Origin of the sequence: Paraclostridium sp. AKS73 (assembly GCF_025671395.1) — a bacterium.
GTDB lineage: Bacteria > Bacillota > Clostridia > Peptostreptococcales > Peptostreptococcaceae > Paraclostridium > Paraclostridium benzoelyticum.
Window position 1 is genome coordinate 150,183 of record NZ_JAIXHU010000003.1, and the last position, 20,572, is coordinate 170,754.

23 protein-coding genes and 4 pseudogenes are annotated in these 20,572 nt (G+C 27.7%); 5 read left to right on the forward strand and 22 right to left on the reverse strand.

Annotated features, from left to right (window positions below; all coding sequences use genetic code 11):
• Positions 1–2 precede the first annotated feature (2 nt).
• The 11 genes and pseudogenes from LEQ07_RS03450 to LEQ07_RS20660 form a co-directional block, all read right to left on the reverse strand.
• The gene (locus tag LEQ07_RS03450; RefSeq protein WP_263329529.1) at positions 3–236 is read right to left on the reverse strand and encodes an ATP-binding cassette domain-containing protein; all 234 of its coding nucleotides are present in this window, start codon (positions 234–236) and stop codon (positions 3–5) included.
• On the reverse strand, positions 223–591 hold the full coding sequence (locus tag LEQ07_RS03455) for an ABC transporter permease (protein ID WP_263329530.1): 369 nt from the start codon (positions 589–591) through the stop codon (positions 223–225). Before LEQ07_RS03455 ends, LEQ07_RS03450 begins: the two co-directional genes overlap by 14 nt.
• Positions 557–1,024, reverse strand: a complete 468-nt coding sequence (locus LEQ07_RS03460) for an ABC transporter permease (protein WP_263329532.1) — start codon at positions 1,022–1,024, stop codon at positions 557–559. Before LEQ07_RS03460 ends, LEQ07_RS03455 begins: the two co-directional genes overlap by 35 nt.
• 8 nt (positions 1,025–1,032) lie before the next feature.
• Positions 1,033–1,890 (reverse strand): ABC transporter permease, encoded by an 858-nt coding sequence (locus LEQ07_RS03465; RefSeq protein ID WP_053832331.1) that lies wholly within the window; start codon positions 1,888–1,890, stop codon positions 1,033–1,035.
• Positions 1,883–2,722, reverse strand: a complete 840-nt coding sequence (locus tag LEQ07_RS03470; protein WP_263329591.1) for an ABC transporter substrate-binding protein — start codon at positions 2,720–2,722, stop codon at positions 1,883–1,885. Before LEQ07_RS03470 ends, LEQ07_RS03465 begins: the two co-directional genes overlap by 8 nt.
• Positions 2,723–2,757: 35 nt before the next feature.
• Positions 2,758–3,093: a hypothetical protein gene (locus LEQ07_RS03475; RefSeq protein WP_263329536.1), complete on the reverse strand. Its 336-nt coding sequence runs from the start codon at positions 3,091–3,093 to the stop codon at positions 2,758–2,760.
• A gap of 86 nt (positions 3,094–3,179) precedes the next feature.
• Positions 3,180–3,611 (reverse strand): annotated as a pseudogene (locus LEQ07_RS22850) (rhodanese-like domain-containing protein).
• A gap of 119 nt (positions 3,612–3,730) precedes the next feature.
• The gene (locus LEQ07_RS03480; protein WP_046824436.1) at positions 3,731–4,606 is read right to left on the reverse strand and encodes a metallophosphoesterase; all 876 of its coding nucleotides are present in this window, start codon (positions 4,604–4,606) and stop codon (positions 3,731–3,733) included.
• A 21-nt stretch (positions 4,607–4,627) separates the two neighbouring features.
• Positions 4,628–5,128 carry a QueT transporter family protein gene (locus LEQ07_RS03485; RefSeq protein ID WP_046824435.1) on the reverse strand — a complete coding sequence of 167 codons (501 nt, stop codon included), beginning with the start codon at positions 5,126–5,128 and terminating at the stop codon, positions 4,628–4,630.
• 198 nt (positions 5,129–5,326) lie between these two features.
• The gene (locus LEQ07_RS03490; protein WP_332842879.1) at positions 5,327–6,346 is read right to left on the reverse strand and encodes an aldo/keto reductase; all 1,020 of its coding nucleotides are present in this window, start codon (positions 6,344–6,346) and stop codon (positions 5,327–5,329) included.
• On the reverse strand, positions 6,316–6,456 hold the full coding sequence (locus LEQ07_RS20660; RefSeq protein WP_332842880.1) for a hypothetical protein: 141 nt from the start codon (positions 6,454–6,456) through the stop codon (positions 6,316–6,318). The genes LEQ07_RS03490 and LEQ07_RS20660 overlap by 31 nt, the downstream gene beginning before the upstream one ends.
• A 375-nt stretch (positions 6,457–6,831) precedes the next feature.
• Here LEQ07_RS20660 and LEQ07_RS22385 point away from each other — a divergent pair.
• Both LEQ07_RS22385 and LEQ07_RS03500 read left to right on the forward strand, forming a co-directional pair.
• Positions 6,832–7,766: pseudogene (locus tag LEQ07_RS22385) on the forward strand (magnesium transporter CorA family protein).
• A gap of 225 nt (positions 7,767–7,991) precedes the next feature.
• The gene (locus tag LEQ07_RS03500; protein ID WP_263329538.1) at positions 7,992–8,987 is read left to right on the forward strand and encodes a calcium/sodium antiporter; all 996 of its coding nucleotides are present in this window, start codon (positions 7,992–7,994) and stop codon (positions 8,985–8,987) included.
• A gap of 62 nt (positions 8,988–9,049) precedes the next feature.
• Here LEQ07_RS03500 and LEQ07_RS03505 read toward each other — a convergent pair whose 3' ends face one another.
• The 4 genes and pseudogenes from LEQ07_RS03505 to LEQ07_RS03525 form a co-directional block, all read right to left on the reverse strand.
• The gene (locus LEQ07_RS03505; RefSeq protein ID WP_263329539.1) at positions 9,050–10,672 is read right to left on the reverse strand and encodes a transglycosylase domain-containing protein; all 1,623 of its coding nucleotides are present in this window, start codon (positions 10,670–10,672) and stop codon (positions 9,050–9,052) included.
• Between the two features lie 155 nt (positions 10,673–10,827).
• Positions 10,828–11,426 (reverse strand): annotated as a pseudogene (locus LEQ07_RS03515) (transglycosylase domain-containing protein).
• A gap of 98 nt (positions 11,427–11,524) precedes the next feature.
• Positions 11,525–12,712, reverse strand: coding sequence for an ATP-dependent DNA helicase (locus LEQ07_RS03520; protein WP_263329544.1), 1,188 nt, complete (start codon positions 12,710–12,712; stop codon positions 11,525–11,527).
• A 38-nt stretch (positions 12,713–12,750) separates the two neighbouring features.
• A complete protein-coding gene (locus tag LEQ07_RS03525; protein WP_263329546.1) occupies positions 12,751–13,875 on the reverse strand; it encodes a DEAD/DEAH box helicase in 1,125 nt (374 codons plus the stop codon).
• Positions 13,876–14,017: 142 nt separating this feature from the next.
• Here LEQ07_RS03525 and LEQ07_RS03530 point away from each other — a divergent pair, with 142 nt between their 5' ends.
• Positions 14,018–14,266: a hypothetical protein gene (locus LEQ07_RS03530; RefSeq protein WP_046824430.1), complete on the forward strand. Its 249-nt coding sequence runs from the start codon at positions 14,018–14,020 to the stop codon at positions 14,264–14,266.
• Between the two features lie 185 nt (positions 14,267–14,451).
• Positions 14,452–14,628: a hypothetical protein gene (locus LEQ07_RS03535; protein WP_226896735.1), complete on the forward strand. Its 177-nt coding sequence runs from the start codon at positions 14,452–14,454 to the stop codon at positions 14,626–14,628.
• A 27-nt stretch (positions 14,629–14,655) separates the two neighbouring features.
• Here the strand turns inward: LEQ07_RS03535 and nagE are convergent, their stop codons facing one another.
• The 3 genes from nagE to LEQ07_RS03550 all read right to left on the reverse strand — a co-directional run bounded on the left by nagE (position 14,656) and on the right by LEQ07_RS03550 (position 17,165).
• A complete protein-coding gene (nagE, locus tag LEQ07_RS03540; RefSeq protein ID WP_046824429.1) occupies positions 14,656–16,083 on the reverse strand; it encodes an N-acetylglucosamine-specific PTS transporter subunit IIBC in 1,428 nt (475 codons plus the stop codon).
• 132 nt (positions 16,084–16,215) lie between these two features.
• Entirely contained in the window at positions 16,216–16,443 is a 228-nt protein-coding gene (locus LEQ07_RS03545; RefSeq protein WP_317852008.1) for a SpoIVB peptidase S55 domain-containing protein, read from the reverse strand.
• Positions 16,440–17,165, reverse strand: a complete 726-nt coding sequence (locus tag LEQ07_RS03550; protein ID WP_263329548.1) for a SpoIVB peptidase S55 domain-containing protein — start codon at positions 17,163–17,165, stop codon at positions 16,440–16,442. Before LEQ07_RS03550 ends, LEQ07_RS03545 begins: the two co-directional genes overlap by 4 nt.
• A 228-nt stretch (positions 17,166–17,393) precedes the next feature.
• Here LEQ07_RS03550 and LEQ07_RS03555 point away from each other — a divergent pair.
• Positions 17,394–17,742, forward strand: a pseudogene (locus LEQ07_RS03555) (staygreen family protein); the annotation flags it as partial.
• Positions 17,743–17,759: 17 nt separating this feature from the next.
• Here the strand turns inward: LEQ07_RS03555 and LEQ07_RS03560 are convergent.
• The 4 genes from LEQ07_RS03560 to LEQ07_RS03575 form a co-directional block, all read right to left on the reverse strand.
• On the reverse strand, positions 17,760–18,497 hold the full coding sequence (locus LEQ07_RS03560; RefSeq protein ID WP_263329550.1) for a glucosaminidase domain-containing protein: 738 nt from the start codon (positions 18,495–18,497) through the stop codon (positions 17,760–17,762).
• A gap of 502 nt (positions 18,498–18,999) precedes the next feature.
• Positions 19,000–19,248, reverse strand: a complete 249-nt coding sequence (locus LEQ07_RS03565; RefSeq protein WP_263329552.1) for a hypothetical protein — start codon at positions 19,246–19,248, stop codon at positions 19,000–19,002.
• On the reverse strand, positions 19,223–19,570 hold the full coding sequence (locus tag LEQ07_RS03570; RefSeq protein ID WP_263329554.1) for a hypothetical protein: 348 nt from the start codon (positions 19,568–19,570) through the stop codon (positions 19,223–19,225). The genes LEQ07_RS03565 and LEQ07_RS03570 overlap by 26 nt, the downstream gene beginning before the upstream one ends.
• A 361-nt stretch (positions 19,571–19,931) precedes the next feature.
• Positions 19,932–20,540, reverse strand: coding sequence for a DUF975 family protein (locus LEQ07_RS03575; protein ID WP_263329556.1), 609 nt, complete (start codon positions 20,538–20,540; stop codon positions 19,932–19,934).
• Between the last annotated feature and the right edge of the window lie 32 nt (positions 20,541–20,572).

Genomic DNA, 20,572 nt, shown 5'->3' on the forward strand with positions numbered 1-20,572 from the left:
TATTACTGCATTTCTATCCTGTGTTTTAAATTTAAAACTGACTTTCCATCAAATAAAATGTCCCCACTTTCTGGATTTATAAGCCCTGCTATTAGTTTAAGCGTCGTACTTTTCCCACAACCAGATTTTCCAAGAAGAGTTATTAACTCCCCTTGACTTATTTCTAAATTTATATTTTCTAATATATTTACATTGTTAAATTGTTTTGTTAAGTTAACAATTTTAACTGATGACATTTTTTATCTCCTTATCATTACTATAGTACTTGCGTATACTGCATTCCATCAAAGCTACTACAATCAAACTTATTAATATAAACACTATGCTATATATAGAAGATATCATCCTATCTCCACTTTGTATATAAGGAAACATTATTAAAGGATACGTAATTACACTTCCTCCACCTATTAATAAAGTTAAAAAATATTGACTAAAAGATATTATAAAACACATGCTAGATGCTCCTATTACACCTGGAAGTATCAGCGGAATTGTAACATATCTTAAAGTATCTAATTTTTTAGCCCCTAACATATTAGCTTGTAATTCATATTTACCACCTATTAATTTGTACACATCTGTTATCATTAACTCCATATGGTATACATGGAATTACATTTATAATAATCACTCCTAGTACAGTATTTGCTAATCCTATCTTAATAAAAGTTAATTGTATTCCCATAGCTACAGATATGACAGGTATTATTATAGGAGATAAAACTAATAACTCGAATAATTTTTTACCTTTAAATTCATAAAGTGCTATCGCCTTAGATGCTGGTATACATATAATCATAGTTAAAGCTACAACTGATATAGATATAAGTATGCTGTTTATTAGTACTCTTATGTTTTCACCATTCAAAATGTATTCAAAACCTCTCAGCGAAAACTCAGTTGGTATAATTTTAGGAAATACCCACGATGAAGATATAGCCCAAATAAAAAGTATTATTAAAGGCATTAATAACGAAATTAATATTATATTTATTATTAGATTTTTTAATTGTTTCTTCATACGATCACCTATAATTTATTTTTCTTTAATTTAGTAAAAATTAAATTGTATAATATTAATAATATAAAACTTATACCAGTTAATATACTATTCATAGCCATTGATAAAGGTCTTTGAGCTAAATCTGTATTTATATAGTTTATATATGCATTAACAGGAAGTGCTTTAGGATTTGTAGCCCCAATTAAATATGGTACTTCAAATGATCCAAACGAAAACGCAAATATTACAATGAATGATGAAAGTATTGTAGGCATTATCTGTGGCATTATTACCAATTTAAGTACTTGAAATTTATTAGCCCCTAAATTTAGCGCTACATCTTCTAACTTAACATCTAAACTCTTCAATATATTATACACTGTAATCGCTATAAAGGGCATGCCCTTGTATATATATACAATAATTATTCCTATACCAGCTTTATCATTTACTAAACTTACAAATTCTCTAGAATCGTTTATTAAATTTAGATTATATAACATTCTAGCTATTATACCTGTTTTAGAGAAAACAGCAAATGCAAGCATTACAACTATTATATGCGGGACTATAATAGGCAAATTTAATAAAAAATATCTTAGCTTAGAAACTCTACTTTTTGTCATTAAATACGCTAACAAAATTCCTATTATAGTTGCTATTATCGATGAAATTATCGATGTTTTTAAACTTAGCATTAATGAATTTATAAATTGTTGATTAGATAATATCTCTTTGTAATAATCAAAAGTTATATTATCTAATCCAATCAAAGGGAAATAACCTAAGCTTTGTAATATACATGTGCAAATACCTACTCCCATTATAAATAATAATAGTAATGCGGCTGGAGCAATAAGTAAATACGGTTTTATTTTACTCATTAACGTTAGTTACCTCTTCTAACCATATTTTTTCTATTATAGGTACTAAACTTGCCTTAACTTCTGGAACTGGATTCTTTACTTGTACTGAGTTTTTAAATTTTGATTTATCTTCTTTAGGTATCTTATTTAAATCCAATATAGTCATATCTCCCCAGTTTTTAGGTTCACTTTTAGAAGCTTGCGCATCTATACTTGTTAAATAATTTATTAATACCATTGCACCAGCTTTATTTGATGAGTTTCTAGGTATTGCTAAAAAATGAGTATTTGATATATTTCCTTTATCAAAATTTATAAATTCTGTACTTTTATCAAATTCCCCAGAATTTATCTTACCTTCAATCTCATTTGGAGCATAAGTCATGCTAAAATTAACTTCTCCATCAGAATACATATTATCTAATTGCGCTGTAGTCGATGGATAAGTTTTTCCTTCATTCCATAAGTAATGCTTTATCTCTTTTAAATAATCCATAGCTGGTTGAATTGCTTTTTTAACTGTAGCTTCATCTTCAGGTAAATCCTTTAAATTTTCATAGCCTACTATATCATATATTACATTTCTTACAAATGCACTTCCTGTAAAATCTGGTGGCGCTGGATATGTAAATTTACCTGGCTTTTTCACTATAGCCTCTTTCAGTGTATTAGTGTCTACTATATTATCACTTACTTTATCTGAGTTTTTTAGTACTGTAAATGAAGCTTTTCCCCATGGAGACTCCATATTGTCTACAGTTGTCCCAAAATCAGTTGTTATATCTTTTGAATTCGTATCAACATATTTTTCATAGTTTTCTATTTTATTAGTAAATGGTCCAAATAACAGTTCATTATCTTTTGCCGTTTTAAAGTTTTCTCCATTTACCCAAAAACATCTATATTTCCTTTATCATTTTTAACTTGTTTCTCAGATATTAATTGATTCATTATGGTATCTATATCCATACCTACTCTTTTTACATTTATATCGTATTTTTCTTTCATGTTTGGGATTACATAATTATCAAACCATTTATTCAGTACTTCATTTCCTCCCCATCCATAAAAGTTAACAGTACTTCCTTTTGCACTTTTTTCAATTTCTTCATAGTTTTTGCTTAAAAGTTGCTCATCCGATTGACTATTAGCCTTTCCATTACTGCATCCAACTAAAAACAATAGGGATATCGTTATTCCCAAGGCAATAATTTTTTTCATTTTGTTCCTCCTCTGTTGTTTTATTTATAATAATAATATAACCCCCCAACTAAATATTATAAAGCTGGGAGGTTATTTTTATTGACTTACTTAACTAATTTGTAATCATACTTTTTAATACCGTCTGTAGGATTATATACTTTTGTAAAACCATTCTTGTCTAAAATTTTTGCTGCCTTTTCACTTCTATTTCCTGTCTTACAATAAAGCAGAACTGGTTTTTATTTATAATCATCTAATATAGTTAAATTATTTTAAAAATTATCAAAATCTATATTCATAGCCTTATCTATATGTCCTGTATTAAATTCGCCTTTTGTTCTAACATCAACAACAGCTATATCATCTCCAGTAGCTAATAAATCCTCAGTTTCTTTTGCATTTATATTTTCATATTTGGCTGATGTTTTATCATGCTTATCAGATTTTTGAGTACATCCAACTAAACTTCCAATACTAAATGTAATTAATGACCCTGCAATTATAACGCTTATTTTTTTATTTAATTTAATAGCTATTCACTCTGCTCTTTAATTCTTCATAAAATTCTAAATTTCTTATTCAATTATATCAAACTTATAATTCATTTATTATAGTTTTTTCCTATAAGTCATTATCATTATATAGTTTTTAACTATCATTCACTTCTTAAAGTTATACTAACTATCTCAGGTCTACAATTAAATCTTATAAGAACTTTAGATCCCCCTAACCCTTTGCTTAGTATCATTGTTGTATCATCTTTTTTATAGTTTCCAAAATCATATTTAGGAAAAAATTCTCTATTAGGAGAAAGAACTCCACCTAATACAGGTAGCCTTATTATCCCTCCATGAACATGCCCTGATAATACTAGGTCAGCTCCATAATCACTGTAATCTTCAAAGAAAAATGGAGTATGTGCTAGCATCACATTGTATTCATTTTTATTTATTTCACCTAATGAGTTTTTTATAAAGTCTTTATCTAATCCTTCTTTTCTATTTTTAAAGTTTTTGAAAAAGTAAGGATATTTTTCTAAAGGAATTATAAGTCCAAAAATATTTATGCTAGAATTATCTTTATTTACTATCACTTTGTCATTTTCTAAGTTTATAATTGGCTTTTTACTAAGTTCCTTAAAATAAAGTTCATATTCTTTTTTATATTTTTTTATCAAAGACTTTTGTTCGTGATTTCCTATTATATGATAAACTTCATAACTCTTAGTTAGTTCATCTAAAAAATTTAATGACACATGGAAGTTATTTTTATCGCCTTCCACTAAATCACCTGTTATAACCACTATATCAGGTTCTTCTTCATGAATTTTTTTTAGTAATTTTTCATTATTCTTACCAAAAGTTTTGTTGTGTAAATCACTTACTTGAACAATTTTAAAATTATTAAATTCTTTTGGTATTTTTTTATTTTTTATTTCATAGCTAGTAGTTTCTAAACTATTTATCTCTCTATTTAAAAACAAAGTTGTTCCTAAAACTATGGTTGAGCCTAATAAAACTTGCGTAAACATAATATTTCCTTTCTGATTATATTAAAATGCATCTTTTAATATTTTAAAGTATTTACCTTCTAATGATTTATACAGCGGTACACCTATTATTGTTATAACTACAAATTGCCCAAATCCAACTTGTGCCATAGATAAAATAAGTGGTAATCCAAAGAATATATTAAGCATTATACCTATTATTATAGCATTTATAATAGTAGGCCAAGTTGATGCTACTAATAAAGCATATTTTTTACCATACATCATTTTGCTAGTCACATAAACTGCATATACACTTAAAAATGTTGCAGTTGTCCCAAAGATTATATCTGGTACTCCATAAGGCCCTATAATATTAGCCAAAAAGCACCCTATCGTTAATCCCCATATATAATCCTTCTTTATAAATGGAAGTAATACCATAATTTCTGCCACTCTAAATTGTATTGGCCCATAGCTTATGGCCCCTAATACCAATGTTAAAGTTGCATATATAGCTGCAACTAATGCTGTTGTAACTAATTTTTTTATATTTGTCGTCATAAAAGTTCTCCTTTAAGTCCTAAAATCTAAAAAACCGCAGAAAAATCTACGGTTTTATAATCTAAATGATAATATAAATATTATATTTTAAGACTTAACCATAGTTTTGTTTAAAGACAGGAGGCTTTCGAACTGTCCTTTTAAGTTTTAAGATAATTTATATAATATCAAAAAAACACTTTTTTTCAATATAGTTAATTACTTAAATGTTTCCTTAACTTTCTTTAGTTTATTAATTATATCAATATGTTGAGGACAACTTTTTTCACACTTACCACATTCTATACATTTAGATGCATCAGCATATTGCTCTATTAAATATTTATACATATTGTTTTTTATACCTTCTATATCATTAAACATTGATGAATTATTTAAGCATTCAAAGCAGGCAGGTATGTTAACGCCATTTGGACATGGCATACAATATTTACAATCAGTACAATTTATTTTTATTTTAGACTTCAATGTATCTCTTAATGATTCTATTACCCTTTCATTTTCTAAGTTCATAGAATCAGCCTCTCCATCCTCGTTACATATTCTTATATTATCAACAACCTGTTCCATATTTGACATTCCACTAAGAACAATTCCTATTTCTGGCTTATTGTATAAGAATTTAAAAGCCCATTGAGCAGGAGATTTTTTAGTGTTTGGTTTGTTAATTATTTCCAAAATATCATTAGGTAAATTATTAGCAAGCTTTCCTCCTCTAAGAGGCTCCATTATAATAACTCCCATACCTTTTTTATTTGCATATTCAAGTCCTTTTGTTCCTGCTTGATATTCTTCATCTAAATAGTTGTATTGAATTTGTGTGAAATCCCAATCATACGCATCTATTATCTCTTTAAATACTTCATACTTATCATGAAAAGAGAATCCTACATATCTTACCTTTTTACTTTTCTTTATTTCATTTAAAAAATCAAATATATTATTTTCAACTAAGTTATCCCATAGGCTTTTATCTAGTGCATGAATTAAATAAAAGTCTATCTGTTCTGTTTGAAGTTTTTTTAATTGTTCATTAAAATATTTATCCATATCTTCTCTTGAGTTAATTTCCCAAGATGGTAATTTAGTTGCTAGGTTAATTCTTTCTCTATATCCATCCTTTAAAATTTTTCCTACTACAATTTCGCTTTCTCCATTGTGATATGGATATGCTGTATCTATATAGTTTACTCCATTATCGATTGCGTACCTAACCATCTTAACAGTTTTTTCTTCATCAATTTTCCATCTATTTGAGGAAATCTCATGCACCCAAATCCTAAAATAGATATTTTTTCCCCTGTTTTTCCAAACTCCCTATATCTCATATCTACCCCTCCTAAATTTAGTTTAATTAAATTATACAATAAATAACATATTTCAATATACTAACATTCTATGCTTATATATTTTTTAGTTTACCTATAATTTAATAAGTGTTTTATTGTATTAAAATTAATATATGGTATTATTAATTTATCTGACCTCTTAAGCAGTGATGCCGATGTGGTCTTTTTTAATAAAAATAATACATAAAGGAGTGGTATAAAAAATGGACAATATTCCATTGCGGATATGTTTATTTATTAAATCACTTAATGAATCTTAATTTTTGCTTAATACCTTTATTCAATTATATGTTTAAGCAATTATGTAGATAATACTTAAGTGATTGCTTTAAAACTGAATAAAGGAGTGATCAAATGATAAGATACTATAAAACTATCGACTCTAAACTTGAAAAATTAAAATCATTTGAAAGTGGTTGTTGGGTTAATTTAGTTGAACCTAGTACAGCTGAAATACTTGAAATTTCTGCAAAACTTAATGTTGATATAGAAAGTGTTAGAGCTGCACTCGATGAGGAAGAACGTTCTAGAATAGATATTGAAGATAATCATATATTAATACTTATAGATATACCTGTAGATGAAAGTGATGCATCTTCTACTCATTACTCTACTATTCCACTTGGTATTATACTTTTAGATGATACCATTGTTACAGTATGTATAGGACAAACAAAAATTTTAAATGACTTTATAGTTGGACATGTAAAAGATTTTTTACTTTCAAAAAAACTAGATTTATTCTTCAAATTCTTTATAAAAACGCTAGCTATTATTTACATTATCTAAGAAGAATAAATAAAATGACTATAGCAATAGAGAAAGAAATATATAAATCTATGAAAAACAAAGAATTGGTTCAGTTACTAGAACTTGAAAAGTCTTTGATATATTTTTCTACTTCATTAAAAGCAAATGAACTTGTCCTTAATAAAATGCTTAGAACAGAATCTATTAAAAAGTATTCAGAGGATGAAGATTTGCTTGAAGATGTTATTATAGAAAATAAACAAGCTCTAGAAATGGCTACTATTTATGGTGATATTTTAAGTAGGATAATGGATGCCTTTAGTGCTATTGTTAGTAATAACCAAAACACAGTTATGCAATTTTTAACATCTATTACACTTATAATGTCTATACCTACAATTGTGTCTGGTTTCTTCGGAATGAATGTCCCTGGATTGCCATTTGAACATCATCCTAGTGGATTCTGGCTTGTTATTTTAATTACATGTATTATGTGTTTAATTCTTACATTTATAATGTCTAGAAATAAATTATTATAAATCAGTTGACATTTTCCAAAATTTGAATATAATTAAATTATAAAATTAAATTCCCTAGAAGGGGAGTAGCTTACACTTAGGTGTTAATTAGTCGTCATACCAGTGATAATCACTCGGTTAATTAGCAAGTTTAATCTTGTTAGCAAGACCTTCTAAATAAGTAGAAATATTTCTACTTATTTAGAAGGTCTTTTTTATTTTTATTTCAAAAAGGGAGATGTTTGTATGATTTATGTGTTTTTGTTGTTTGGGTTCTTACTTTTAGTAAAAGGAGCGGATTACTTCGTTGATGGTTCTTCAAGTATTGCAAGGTCTCTCAGGATTCCTTCTTTACTTATAGGTCTTACAATAGTTGCATTTGGAACTAGTTCTCCTGAAGCTGCAGTTAGCGTTACTGCATCTATGGAAGGGCAAAATGGAATAGCATTTGGAAATATTATCGGTTCAAATATTTTTAATCTTTTATGTGTTGTAGGTATGTCAGCTTTTATAAAGCCTTTATCTGTTAAGAAATCTATACTTTTAAAAGAATTCCCGTTTTTAATACTTTCATCAGTTTTACTTTTAATACTTTGTAATGATTTTGTTTTTCAAAGCTCGAAAAGCTCTATTTTATCACTTAGTGATGGATTAGTATTTTTAATGTTCTTTGGTATATTTATATACTATTTAGTAGAAGTTTCCATTAACTCTAGAAATAAAAATAGAAATTTAATTACTAATACTAACATTGAATTATCAAATGAAAATTCAACTTATACAGAATCAAATATATCTTTATCAAAGTCTATATTTTTGTCTATCATAGGTATTTTAGGCATAATAATTGGAGGTAAACTAGTAGTTGATTGCTCTTCTAATATAGCTTTAAGCTTTGGAGTAAGTCAAAAAATGATAGGTTTAACAATTGTTTCTATAGGAACTTCTCTACCCGAGTTTATAACTTCAGTTGTAGCTGCTAGTAAGGGTGAAAGTGATATTGCCTTAGGAAATGTTATTGGTTCAAATATATTTAATATTTTATTCATACTTGGTATATCTTCAGTTATTAATCCTATATCAGTTGATCCTAGTCTATTTTTAGATATATTTATAATGATAGTGGTTACTATAATAGCTTATATATTTGCTATTAGACGAAAAGACATAAGTAAGTTTGAGGGAGTTATATTGATAGGATCTTATATTTTATACATGATTTATGTTATTCTTAAAAATTAAAATAAAAAGATATAGGTTAAAACCTATATCTTTTTTATAATAATTTTAATTAAGTTTTTATATTAAGCTGCCGGAGGATTTGGTTGCGGTTGTGGCTGCGGTTGTGGCTGCGGCTGCGGCTGCTCCGGTTGTGTTGGTTGTTCCGGTTGTGTTGGTTGCTCCGGTTGTGTTGGTTGCTCCGGTTGTGTTGGTTGCTCCGGTTGTGTTGGTTGCTCCGGTTGTGTTGGCTGCTCTGGCTGTGTCGGCGGTTGTTCCGGTTGCTCCTCTGGTTGTTCCGGTTGTTCTTCTATTTCTTGTTCTTTTGGTCTTGTTCTTACTGGAGCGCTATAGCTTATATCAACTTTAGAAAATGGTCCTTCTTTTCCAAATTCTCTACCTTCTAACCCATCATGTATAGGATCCATAACATCTCTCCATAAAGCAGTAGCTATTTTACTTCCTTGTGGAAGTGATTTAGCTCTATCGTTACCAATCCAAACTGATGCAGTATAATATGGTGTATATCCACAGAACCATGCATCATTATTACTATTTGTTGTTCCTGTTTTACCAGCAACTGCCATGTTTGATAATTTAGCCCTTCTACCAGTACCATCATTAACAACACCTTCTAGCATTTTAGTCATATAGTAAGCTGTATTTTGAGAGTACACTCTCTTCGTCTTAGGTTTATGGTCAAGTAATAAACTTCCATCTGATAATTCTATTTTAGTAAATGTTGTAGGTTCTACATAAACTCCACCATTTGCTATAGCTGCATATGCAGCTGTCATTTCAAGAGGAGATACTCCTTGAGCCATTCCACCTAAAGCAGTAGGGTAATGTCTATCTCTTACATCATCTACAGTTGTTATTCCTAAATCTTTTAATGAATCTAAAACTATTTTCATAGATTCTGCTTCACTGTTACCAAGCATTGCTGCTCCGTGAACAGCAGCACCATTGTATGATTGTTTTACAGCTTGAGCCATACTTACACCACCATGGTATGATCCACCCGCATTTCTAGGCCAGTCTCTACCATTTACTTTTTTAAGTGGAGAATCATTTAAAGTCGAATAAGGAGTAAGTCCAGCTCTCTCCATAAGTGGCATATATACAGCTAATGGTTTTATTGATGATCCTGGTTGCCTTGGATTTATAGCTCTATTATATAGGCTCTCTCCTCCTATTCCACGACCACCTATCATTGCCTTAATTTGTCCATTATTATTATCCATAACAACCATAGCTGATTGTGGTTGTAAGTTTCCATTTCCATCTCTATAAGTTCCTGGGAAATTAGAACCATCTTCATATTCTTTTTCTACAACATTTTGCATATCGGAATCTATTGTAGAATGAATTCTAAGTCCTCCATTGTATAGCATATCTTTAGCTTCATCTTCAGTGTAACCTTCCTTAACTAGAGCTTTTACTACATCTTTTTTCACTAAAGAGTTAAAGTATGAAGAATTTTTACTTTCAACATCTTCTCCCAGACTAATTTTTATATCTTCTTTTATAGCCTTGTCATATTCACTTCTTGATATATATCCAAGTTCTAACATTCTACTTAAAACAACTTCTTGTCTTTTTTTAGATTCTTCATTAAACTCGGCTTTGTATATTACTTTTCTACCTTTTCTTAACGCATCATATGTAAGCTTGTTAATTCTATCATTTTCAAGTAAAATTTTATACATTTCAAGATCATCATCTGTTGGTACATAATCTTGAGCATATACTATTATTTCTGCATTTTTTAAATCATCATCTTTTGTTAACTGTGATGTTTTATATGCAGCATATTTACTTGGATATTTAGTTATACCTGCTAAAAGAGCACTTTCTGCTAAACTTAATTCAGATACATCTTATCAAAATAGTTGTGAGATGCAGCTTGAACTCCTCTATTTCCTTGTCCTAAAGACATTGTGTTTAAGTATGCTAAAAGTATTTCATCTTTATCTAACTCTTTCTCCAACTGCAGTGAGTAGTAAAGTTCTTTTATTTTTCTTTTATATGTTTTTCATTAGTTAGATATAAGTTCTTAGCTAGCTGCTGTGTTATTGTACTAGCACCTTGTGCTTTATATCCTGATTTTATATTTTGTACAAATGCACCTATAGTTCTTTTAATATTTATACCATGATGTTCATAAAAAGTATGATCTTCTATAGCAAGCACTGCATTTTTTAAATTATCAGGGATATTATTCATGTCTTTTACTACATACCTTGACTCTGCGCCTTGAATTGTCTCTGTAATTTTATTATTTGAATCATATATAATAGAGTTTTCTGCAAACACCATATTTTTTGGATCTATATCTGGAGTATTAAACAGTATAGCCATAACAAATATACTAACTGATGCAACTCCTAGCCCAAATATTGCTAAAAATCCTATCGCTATTTTTTTCATAAGGCTACTTTTTTTCACTTTTTTGTCACTCATATTTTCGTTATTGCCCCCAATCTCAAATTTTAATCTGGTTTTTTATAGTTTAATATAAGTCCTATTTTTTATTATTACATATAATTTTTATTTCTCCTTCATATTTTTCCAAAATTTTTACAAATAATGCTTATATCTTCGTTTTTTCTAGCTACTTTATTTGGATACCACTCTCTTGGAAATATTTTTTTATATTTTTCTTTAGAATACCTATTATCAATAAGCATTATTACTCCTTTATCATGGTCTGTTCTTATACACCTTCCTGCAGCTTGAAGTACTTTTATCATACCTGGATAAGTATATGCATAATCAAATCCATCATAACCTTTTTTGTCAAAATGTTTTTTTATGATGTTACGATCAACTCCTATTTGAGGCATTCCAACTCCTACCACTATAACTCCTATAAGTTTATCATTAGTAAGATCTATACCTTCAGAAAAATGACTACCTAAAACGCAAAACCCAATATGAGTAGATTTATTTTTTTCTTGAAATCTTTTCAGGAAATTTTCTTTTTTATCTTCGCTCATATCTTTTTCTTGAATTTCAATATTTAAATCTGTATAGTTTTTAACCATGTAATCGTACACCAGTTCCATATAACTATATGATGGAAAAAACACCATATAGTTTCCATCCTTACTTTTAACACAATTTTTTATAGATTTAGATACATCTTTACAAGTTTCATACCGTCTATTATAAGTGGTATTTATATTATTTGCAAATATTAACTCTCTTTTATTTACATCAAATGGAGAATTTAAACTTATAAAATAGTCTTTTTCTTCACCTCTATACATACTTTTAAAATAATTTATAGGAAGTAATGTAGCTGAAAATATTATTGTAGATTTAGCACTTTTCATTCTTTGTTCAATAACTCCAGATGGATCTATACAATAAATTCTTACAAGTACGTCTTTTCCATTTTTTTCATAAATAGTTACGAAATTGTCATCGTAAAATTCTGCAACTCCCAAAAAACTATGAACATCAAAATATAATTCTATAAGTTTTTCATTTTCCTCTGAATTATCTTCTAAATACTCATCTATTTTTTGAGTTAAAGTTTTTAAAAGATTTATAAACTCTATATCTAAAGCCTTACTTTCTATGTGATTTGATAATTTCATATCCTTATATATAATTAATTCTTCATCTACTTCTTTAAAATATGATTTTATCTTATTTATAGAATAGTTAATACTTCGATTTTTACCTTTCATTATTTTGCTAATTTCTTCAAACTGAAATTTATCTAAAGATTTAGAGTACATATCTCTAGTTCTATCAACTAAATTATGAGCTTCATCAATTAAAAAAACATAATCATTCTTTTTAATATCAAAAATCTTTTTAAGTAGACCTTAGGATCAAAAACATAATTGTAATCACACACTATAATGTCACTAAATAATGCTAAATCAAGAGATAGTTCAAATGGACATAATTTATATTTTTCACTTAAACTCTGTATAACCTCATATGAGTATGTGTTTTCATGTTTTAAAATTTCTTTTAAAGCATTGTTTATCCTATCAAAATATCCATTTGCATATTCACAATATTCTGGATTACAATTAGCTTCATCTTTTTTACATACAGTATCTTTTGAAGATATTATTGTGTATTTTATATCTAAATCTTTTTCATTCATTAATTTCAAACTATTTTCACATACATCTTTAGTTATGTTTTTCGCAGTCAAGTAAAAAATTTTAGATGCATACCCCTTTCCCATAGCTTTTATAGATGGAAAAAGAGTTGAAACAGTTTTTCCTGTTCCTGTTGGAGCTTGAGCAAAACATTTTTTATTATCTACAATGCTTCTATAAACGTATACCGCAAATTCCCTTTGACCTTTTCTATAGTCTTCAAATGGAAATTTTAAATTATCTATACTTTCATCTCTTTTAGATATATGATTTTGTTCTATATCTATCCATAATTTATACTCATTTATAAGATAAAAAAAATCTTCTTCAAGCTCTTTAACTTCATAATGCGTTCTAATTTTATTCATTTGCTTAGTTTCTAGATTGTAATATGTAAGTTGTACATAAATAGATCCTAAATTATTTAACATACAGTATATATATGCATAGCACTTTGCCTGAGCTAAATGTAGTTGATTTATATTTTTGTTATAGTCATTTACATCCTTTAACGTAGATTTTATTTCATCAACTATAATTTTCCCATCTTCTTTTAGTATTCCATCTGCTCTTCCTTCTACTTTTATGCTTGTTCCTTTATATTCAAATTCATATTTCAAGTGGTACTCTGCCTCATAATTTTCATCATATGAGTTTTGAATCATCTGGTGTGCTAAAGTCCCTTCTATTGGTTTTATAGATGTACTCTTTGTATTATCTATACTCCCATTCCTCATTATAAGTTCAACAAGGTTTCTTATAGATATTTTGATTTCTCTTTCCATATTTTTAGTCCCTCTAAAATTTTTTCTATGTTTTATTATATAATAAATTTATATATTTTTCTATTCTCTACCAAATTTTACTTAATACATATTACAGTTTTTAGGAATACTAACTATGTAAATTTATATAGGAGGTGTTCATATGAACGATAGTTATTTAAGAAGAAAAGCTTCTGAGGAAGCAAGATCTATCTATGAAGATTATTTCACTGCATCTAAAACTTTAGATACATTTAATTCAATTCCTGGTATAGAAGTTTATAGTATACCCAAATATCATCATAGCACATGCTGTCGCTGCCTTAATACATTCCCTCATAGTGAAAGCAATTATTTTCCTGAAGAAGGATTTGTTTGCGACAATTGTTTAAACAATCAAACATTGTCTTAATCTCTGATTTTACATTTAATTTATCTTGTTATATAATTAAGTAAATTTGACTTAAGGAGCCAGACATGAATATAACAATATATAATTCTGCTAAAGCAGAACTTGATAAGCTATTACAACAAGAAACTGATAAAAAATATATACGAGTATTTATTAGAACTATAAGTTTCTGATGCGATGCTAGAGTGCATATAACTCTGGATGAGTTACAGGATAACGATGAATTATTTGAAGTTGATGGATATAAATTGATACTAAACAAAAGATTAGCTTCTCAGATTAATAATCTATCTATATCATTTGGAGGTTTATTGAGTCCTAATGAATTTAGTGTAGATTGCGATTTTAATGAATATTATTAAAAAAGAGTGCCATTGACACTCTTTTAATTATTTAAGTAAACTTTTCATTCCATCTGCAACAAATTCAACAGTTGTTCCAACTATAACTTGTGCACTCGTCTTATTTAATTTTACAACACCTTTTGCTCCAATAGACTTTAATGCTTTATCCTTAATTTTATCAGTATCTAATAATTCCAATCTTAGTCTAGTTGCACAATTGTCTACCTTAGTTATATTTTCTTCTCCACCTAAATACTCTATATATTTTTTAGCTAAATCTAAATCACTAGTTATATCTGTAGCATCATCTTGATCAAATTCATCACAATCTTCTTCTCTACCAGGAGTTGGTAAATTTAATTTTGTAATTAATAAATAAAATACAACAAAGTATATTATAGACATTCCTAACCCAACTAGTAATAACGTAATAGGCTTAGTAGCTAGTCCAAAGTTCATCAAATAGTCAATTGCTCCAGCTGAGAATGTAAATCCATGTAATATTCCTAGACTATCTACTACAAAGAATGATAGTGAAGTTAAAATCGCATGTGCAATCAATAATATTGGTGACAAGAATATAAATAAAAATTCTATAGGTTCAGTAACACCTGTTAAGAAAGATGTAAGTGCTAAAGATAATAACATACCTCCAACAGCTTTTCTTTTTTCTTTTTTAGCTGCAAAGTATATTGCAAGAGCTACAGCTGGCAATCCAAACATCATTATAGGGAAAAATCCTGCCATAAAATGTCCTGCAGTTGGATCTCCCGCAAAGAATCTAGCTATATCTCCAGTTTTCCCATTATAAGTTCCTAATTGGAACCAGAAAAATGAATTTAAAACATGATGTAATCCCATAGGAATTAGTAGTCTATTAAATAATCCAAAAATTGCAGCTCCAAATGCACCCATTCCAACAATAGACATTGAAAAATTTGTTAAAGCGCCTTGAACTGTTGGCCATATCATACCTAAAGGTATTGCAATCACAACAGATATAAGCCCCGACATTATAGGAACAAGTCTTCTTCCTCCAAAGAATGCTAGGAACTCAGGAAGTTTCACTTTTCTAAATTTGTTGTAACATAATCCACCTATTAAACCTGCTAGTATCCCACCTAAAAATGATATATTTAGTGTAGCTACAACATCTTTACTTAAATTCATTATCCAATATTGTTTTGATACATTAGTCAACGTAAAATATGATATAACCCCAGCCAGTGCCGCTGCTCCATTTTGGTCATCTGAAAAACCAACAGCAACTCCTAGCGCAAATAGTAACGGTAAATTATCAAATAAAGCAGATCCTGCTGCTCCAAAGAATGGTAAAATCGTTTGCAAGAACGGTATGCCACCAAGCGCGTTAACAATATCAGGTTGACCTAACCTTAACATTATACCTGCAATAGGCAATGCTGCTATAGGTAACATAAGTGACTTACCTATACGTTGTAAAAATTTAAGCATAAAACAACCTCCTTTTTAATTTTTTTTAAAATATAAATTAATTATACGTTTTATTTTTCCATTTTTCAACAATTTATATTATTATTAAAAATACTAATAAAGGATTGAGTTTAATCAATCCTTTATTAGTATTTAATTTCTACAACTCTCTCCTTCAGGATTTAACATATAATCTACATTTGATATAAATCCAATTTTGTGGTTGTATATGAAGCTAGATCTTATTCCTCCAACTAACTTTCCATCTTGTATTACAGGTGAACCACTCATTCCTCCTATTACTCCACCTCTATATTCTTTAAGCTCTTTATCTTTTACTTTTATTTTAGCTCCATCTTCATATATTTTTGTTATTTCTATTTCATGTAATTTTTTTCGTTAGTAACAGGCGACTTACAATAAATATATGCTTTACCTTTCTTAGGTTTTGTTACCTCTAAAGCATCCTTATCATTAAATGTACTTTCTTTTAATTTTCCTTTAACTCCATATTCACTGTATTTATTTATATCTCCAATATAATTTAATTTTCCTTCTTTATTTTCTTTTAAATGTGGTTTTAGCCCACCATCATTAAATAAGGTCGCTTTGATTGAGTGGACATATGAAGTCTCAAAAACTTGAGTACTAAGTGCTACTTCAGATCCATCTACATTATGACTCAAACCTATAAAGCTTCCATCTTCACTTACTGCAGTTATAGTTCCGCAAAACTGTTGAGTAAAACTCAAATAAATCCCTCTAAAATCCTTACCTGTAAAAACTTGAACGTTCTCTTTTCCTTCTCTTAGAAATCTTACTAAAACTTTCTCATCTTCTGATTTATAAAGATCTGTTAAATCATTCAAATCATATTTTAATTTTTTCTTCATAGAAATTGCCGATAATATAATATCGTTCTTTTTAAAATCCGTATCTTCATTTACAAGCATATCAACCATAGGATATTTTAAATTTAAATTAACAAAAACAACTTCTGCTGATGGCATAAGTTTTCCTACGCTGTTTTGTCCAAAGCATAAGTTAGTTGATAAAAGTATAGCTACAATCATTAATGATAAAATGTTTGTTAGTCTTTTCATAGCGTATCCCTTCTTAAAATTATTTTGATATTTATATTATTTTTCTATAAAATCATGTTTTTTATTATACTTTTATATAATTAGGAATATATTTTATTATTTACTAATATTTAGGTGGTGTTTTATGAATTTTGATAAGAATAAATTGGAAGTTAATTTTATTTTTCCAATGACAAAACTTATACATTAAAGAATAGGAAATATACGCTTACTCATAGCGATGATACAGGTATATTATATCTAGATATTGCTGATTTTTATAACTATAAAAATTAATATAAATTTAAGAGATGAAGTTTTAGGAAGTTGGATTTTTATTGAAAAAAATAAGTACGCATTATTACTCAACATTTGTTTGAAAGGAAATTCTCCATATGAGATTAAAAGAAAATATGAAATTTTTAAATCTCATTTAGACTTAGCAATTAAAGCTATATTATATGGAGATAGATACTTTTTACTTGAAAATAAATTTTTATTAGATTCTAATATAATAGTTAATTTTTCGTCTTCATATTTCATGTACAATTGTTCTGAGTATTACGGTTTAGTAAAAAATTATTTATTAGGAAATTAATACTTTTTTAAAAGAGGCTATTTCATATTTTGCCTCTTTTTATTTTTTAAAACTTGAATATTATTTTTAAAAAGTTGATTATAAGTATTCAAAAATGAGTTAGATAGTTCATTAACTTTTCCTTCCCAATTCTTGTCAACCTCTTCATCTGGACAGTAACTTACTTGGATTGCATCAACAGATAAACCTTTGTAGTATGCAGCTCCTTCTTTTAAGTAATTTTCGCTTAAGTGCCTGGCTGTTTGAAGTATAGATTCCTGTTGACTTGGAAATAATTTTCCCTCAGAATTATCACTGTATACTTCATATCCTGTTAAGTTATTGTCTTCTACAGCTCTTCTTGAAGTTGCAAATCCACTTTCAAGAGCAACTATACCTGCCATGAAAAAAGCATTTACTCCATACTTTTCCTCAGCTTCTACAAATGTATCAGATAAATGAGTCATGTTTTTAGCTCCTGTAGTATTTTCTAGCACTTCTTTCATTTCACTCTTACTGATATGGCTTATATATGTCACATTATCTCTGTTATAACTAACGTTTAATATTCTAGCTTCCTCATCCTTGATTTTATTTTCTTGTTTAGTTTTGTATTCATTTTTGCTGACTAGGCTTTTAACTTCGCTTTCTTGTATCTTTTCATTTATTTTATTTGAATTTTCTTTCTTTATTAATTTTTGTTGTGATGATAAATCACAGCCTATAAGCATAGATGATAAACATACTAAAACTATTAGTTTTTTCCATAATTTCATATTTATTTATCTCCTTATTAAAATTTAAATATTTATCCTTAAAATTCAATATTTATATCCAACTTCCTCTTCGCAAGTTATATCAATAAAATACAATTAATATACATTTTTTATTTATTTTTTTATACATATTAATAGTTTAAACAGTATTATCATATTAATTTTTTAGAAGTTAATTCATAAAAAGGTAATAATATTTAATTATATATTCTAAAACGTAGGTAATACTATTATTACAACTTAATAGAAAATATAATGTCTCATTAATAGGTAGGTTAATCTTATGTTAACTTCATTTTTTTTAATTTGACTTTCAATCTTCATGGTATTTACAATTTTACCTCGTAAATTGAAGTATGTATTTTCTATAAGTTTATCTATATTTTCGAAAACAATTGGTTTAATACTGCTTGTTTTCATATTAATATCTAGTTGTAATTTTCTAATTTAAATTATAATTAGACATTAAAAAGGACATCGTACAAACGATGTCCTTCTTTATTTAAACCATTTTATTATTTATTATATTTTCTATAATTTTTTCTAAAGTTAAATCTTCGGTGTCAATATTTTCCAATTCAAGTATATACTCCTCGAACTCCACTTCTACAAACCTATCTGCCTTATTATCTTCATTTATATAATCCACTATTTTGTAGTCTTTAATTTCTTCTTCTAAATACTCTCTTAGTTCATTATATTCTTCTTCACTTATTTTATTTTTGTTACATCTGCAATTTGGGCATCCCATAAATATTTCTCCTTTTTATTTGATTTAAATCTAGCGTAAGCTGTTCTATTAAAAGTTTATTGTTTTTATTTTTACTTATTTCCTTTTTTGTTTCTTTATCATCTTGTATAACATTAATTTTTGAAAGTAGCTTTTTTAAAGAAGATAAGTTATCAATAGATATACTTTCATTATTAACAATTAAGGTATATCCTACTCCAGTTTTCTTAATTGTTAAATTAGGGTCATCCATCTTTATAGATAAAACCTTAGAATCTATATACTCCACTGAAAATGTATTTTTCTTTTTTGAAAACAATTCTATTAGCTTATCATTTAACACTTTTTCTTTTTTGATTTCGACTTTTTCATCTCTATTGCACCCATTCTTATAAGTAATGGTTCTAATAATTTTAAGTCATTTAAAAATATAGGTCCTCCCTTTAAATTAACACTGTATCCTTTACTTGAGGCTTCTATTTTTATATCTTTTTCATTTATATATATAGACGTTATTTTCCATCAACATATTTAACTTCATAAGATTTATCTATTTTAGCTAATACACTTGTTACTTTATTTGGCAAATACATACAAATTCCTCTTTTATTTTAGTTTTTTACTTAAAATATATCATTTATTGCAAATTATTGCAACATAAAAAAATAGACTATATTTAACTATAGCCTATTTTCATAATTTTTTTAAAGTTCTTTTACTTTTAAATAGAAGTTAGTTAATGTTATTTCAAAGTATGGAACAAGCCATAAAAATCCTATACCAAGTGATAATACACATAATACAGACCAACCTATAAAACTTAGCTCTAAAACAAAATAATCAAATTTATGACCTTTCATCATTCTAGCACTTTCTTTTATACATTCCATAGCTGATTTATCAGGATTTTCTGCTAATATATAATTAGCTTGAGAGAACATTATTCCTACTATAATTCCTGGTATAACAAATAATATAGTTCCTATAAATACACATATCCATATTATAAAGTTCATCACTAATGCTTTTATAAATACATCAAACCCTGAAAATAAATCATTAAATTGTGCAGTTGAATCTTTATGTGCTAATTTAAGCGAAAATCTACTTACTCCAACTTGAAGTGATCCATAAATTAAAACTCCTATTATATTTAAACTTAGTCCAATCATAGATCCTTCTGTAGAGTTAGTTAATTCTACATTCGCTAGCTGAAGTATAGCTGAATAACAAACAAAAACCAATATTGCTACAAGCCATCTTCCTTTTAGTTGATCTTTTGCACTACTTTTTAACTCTGCTCTTGTAAACATATTTTACACCTCCATATTCAATTATTAATATT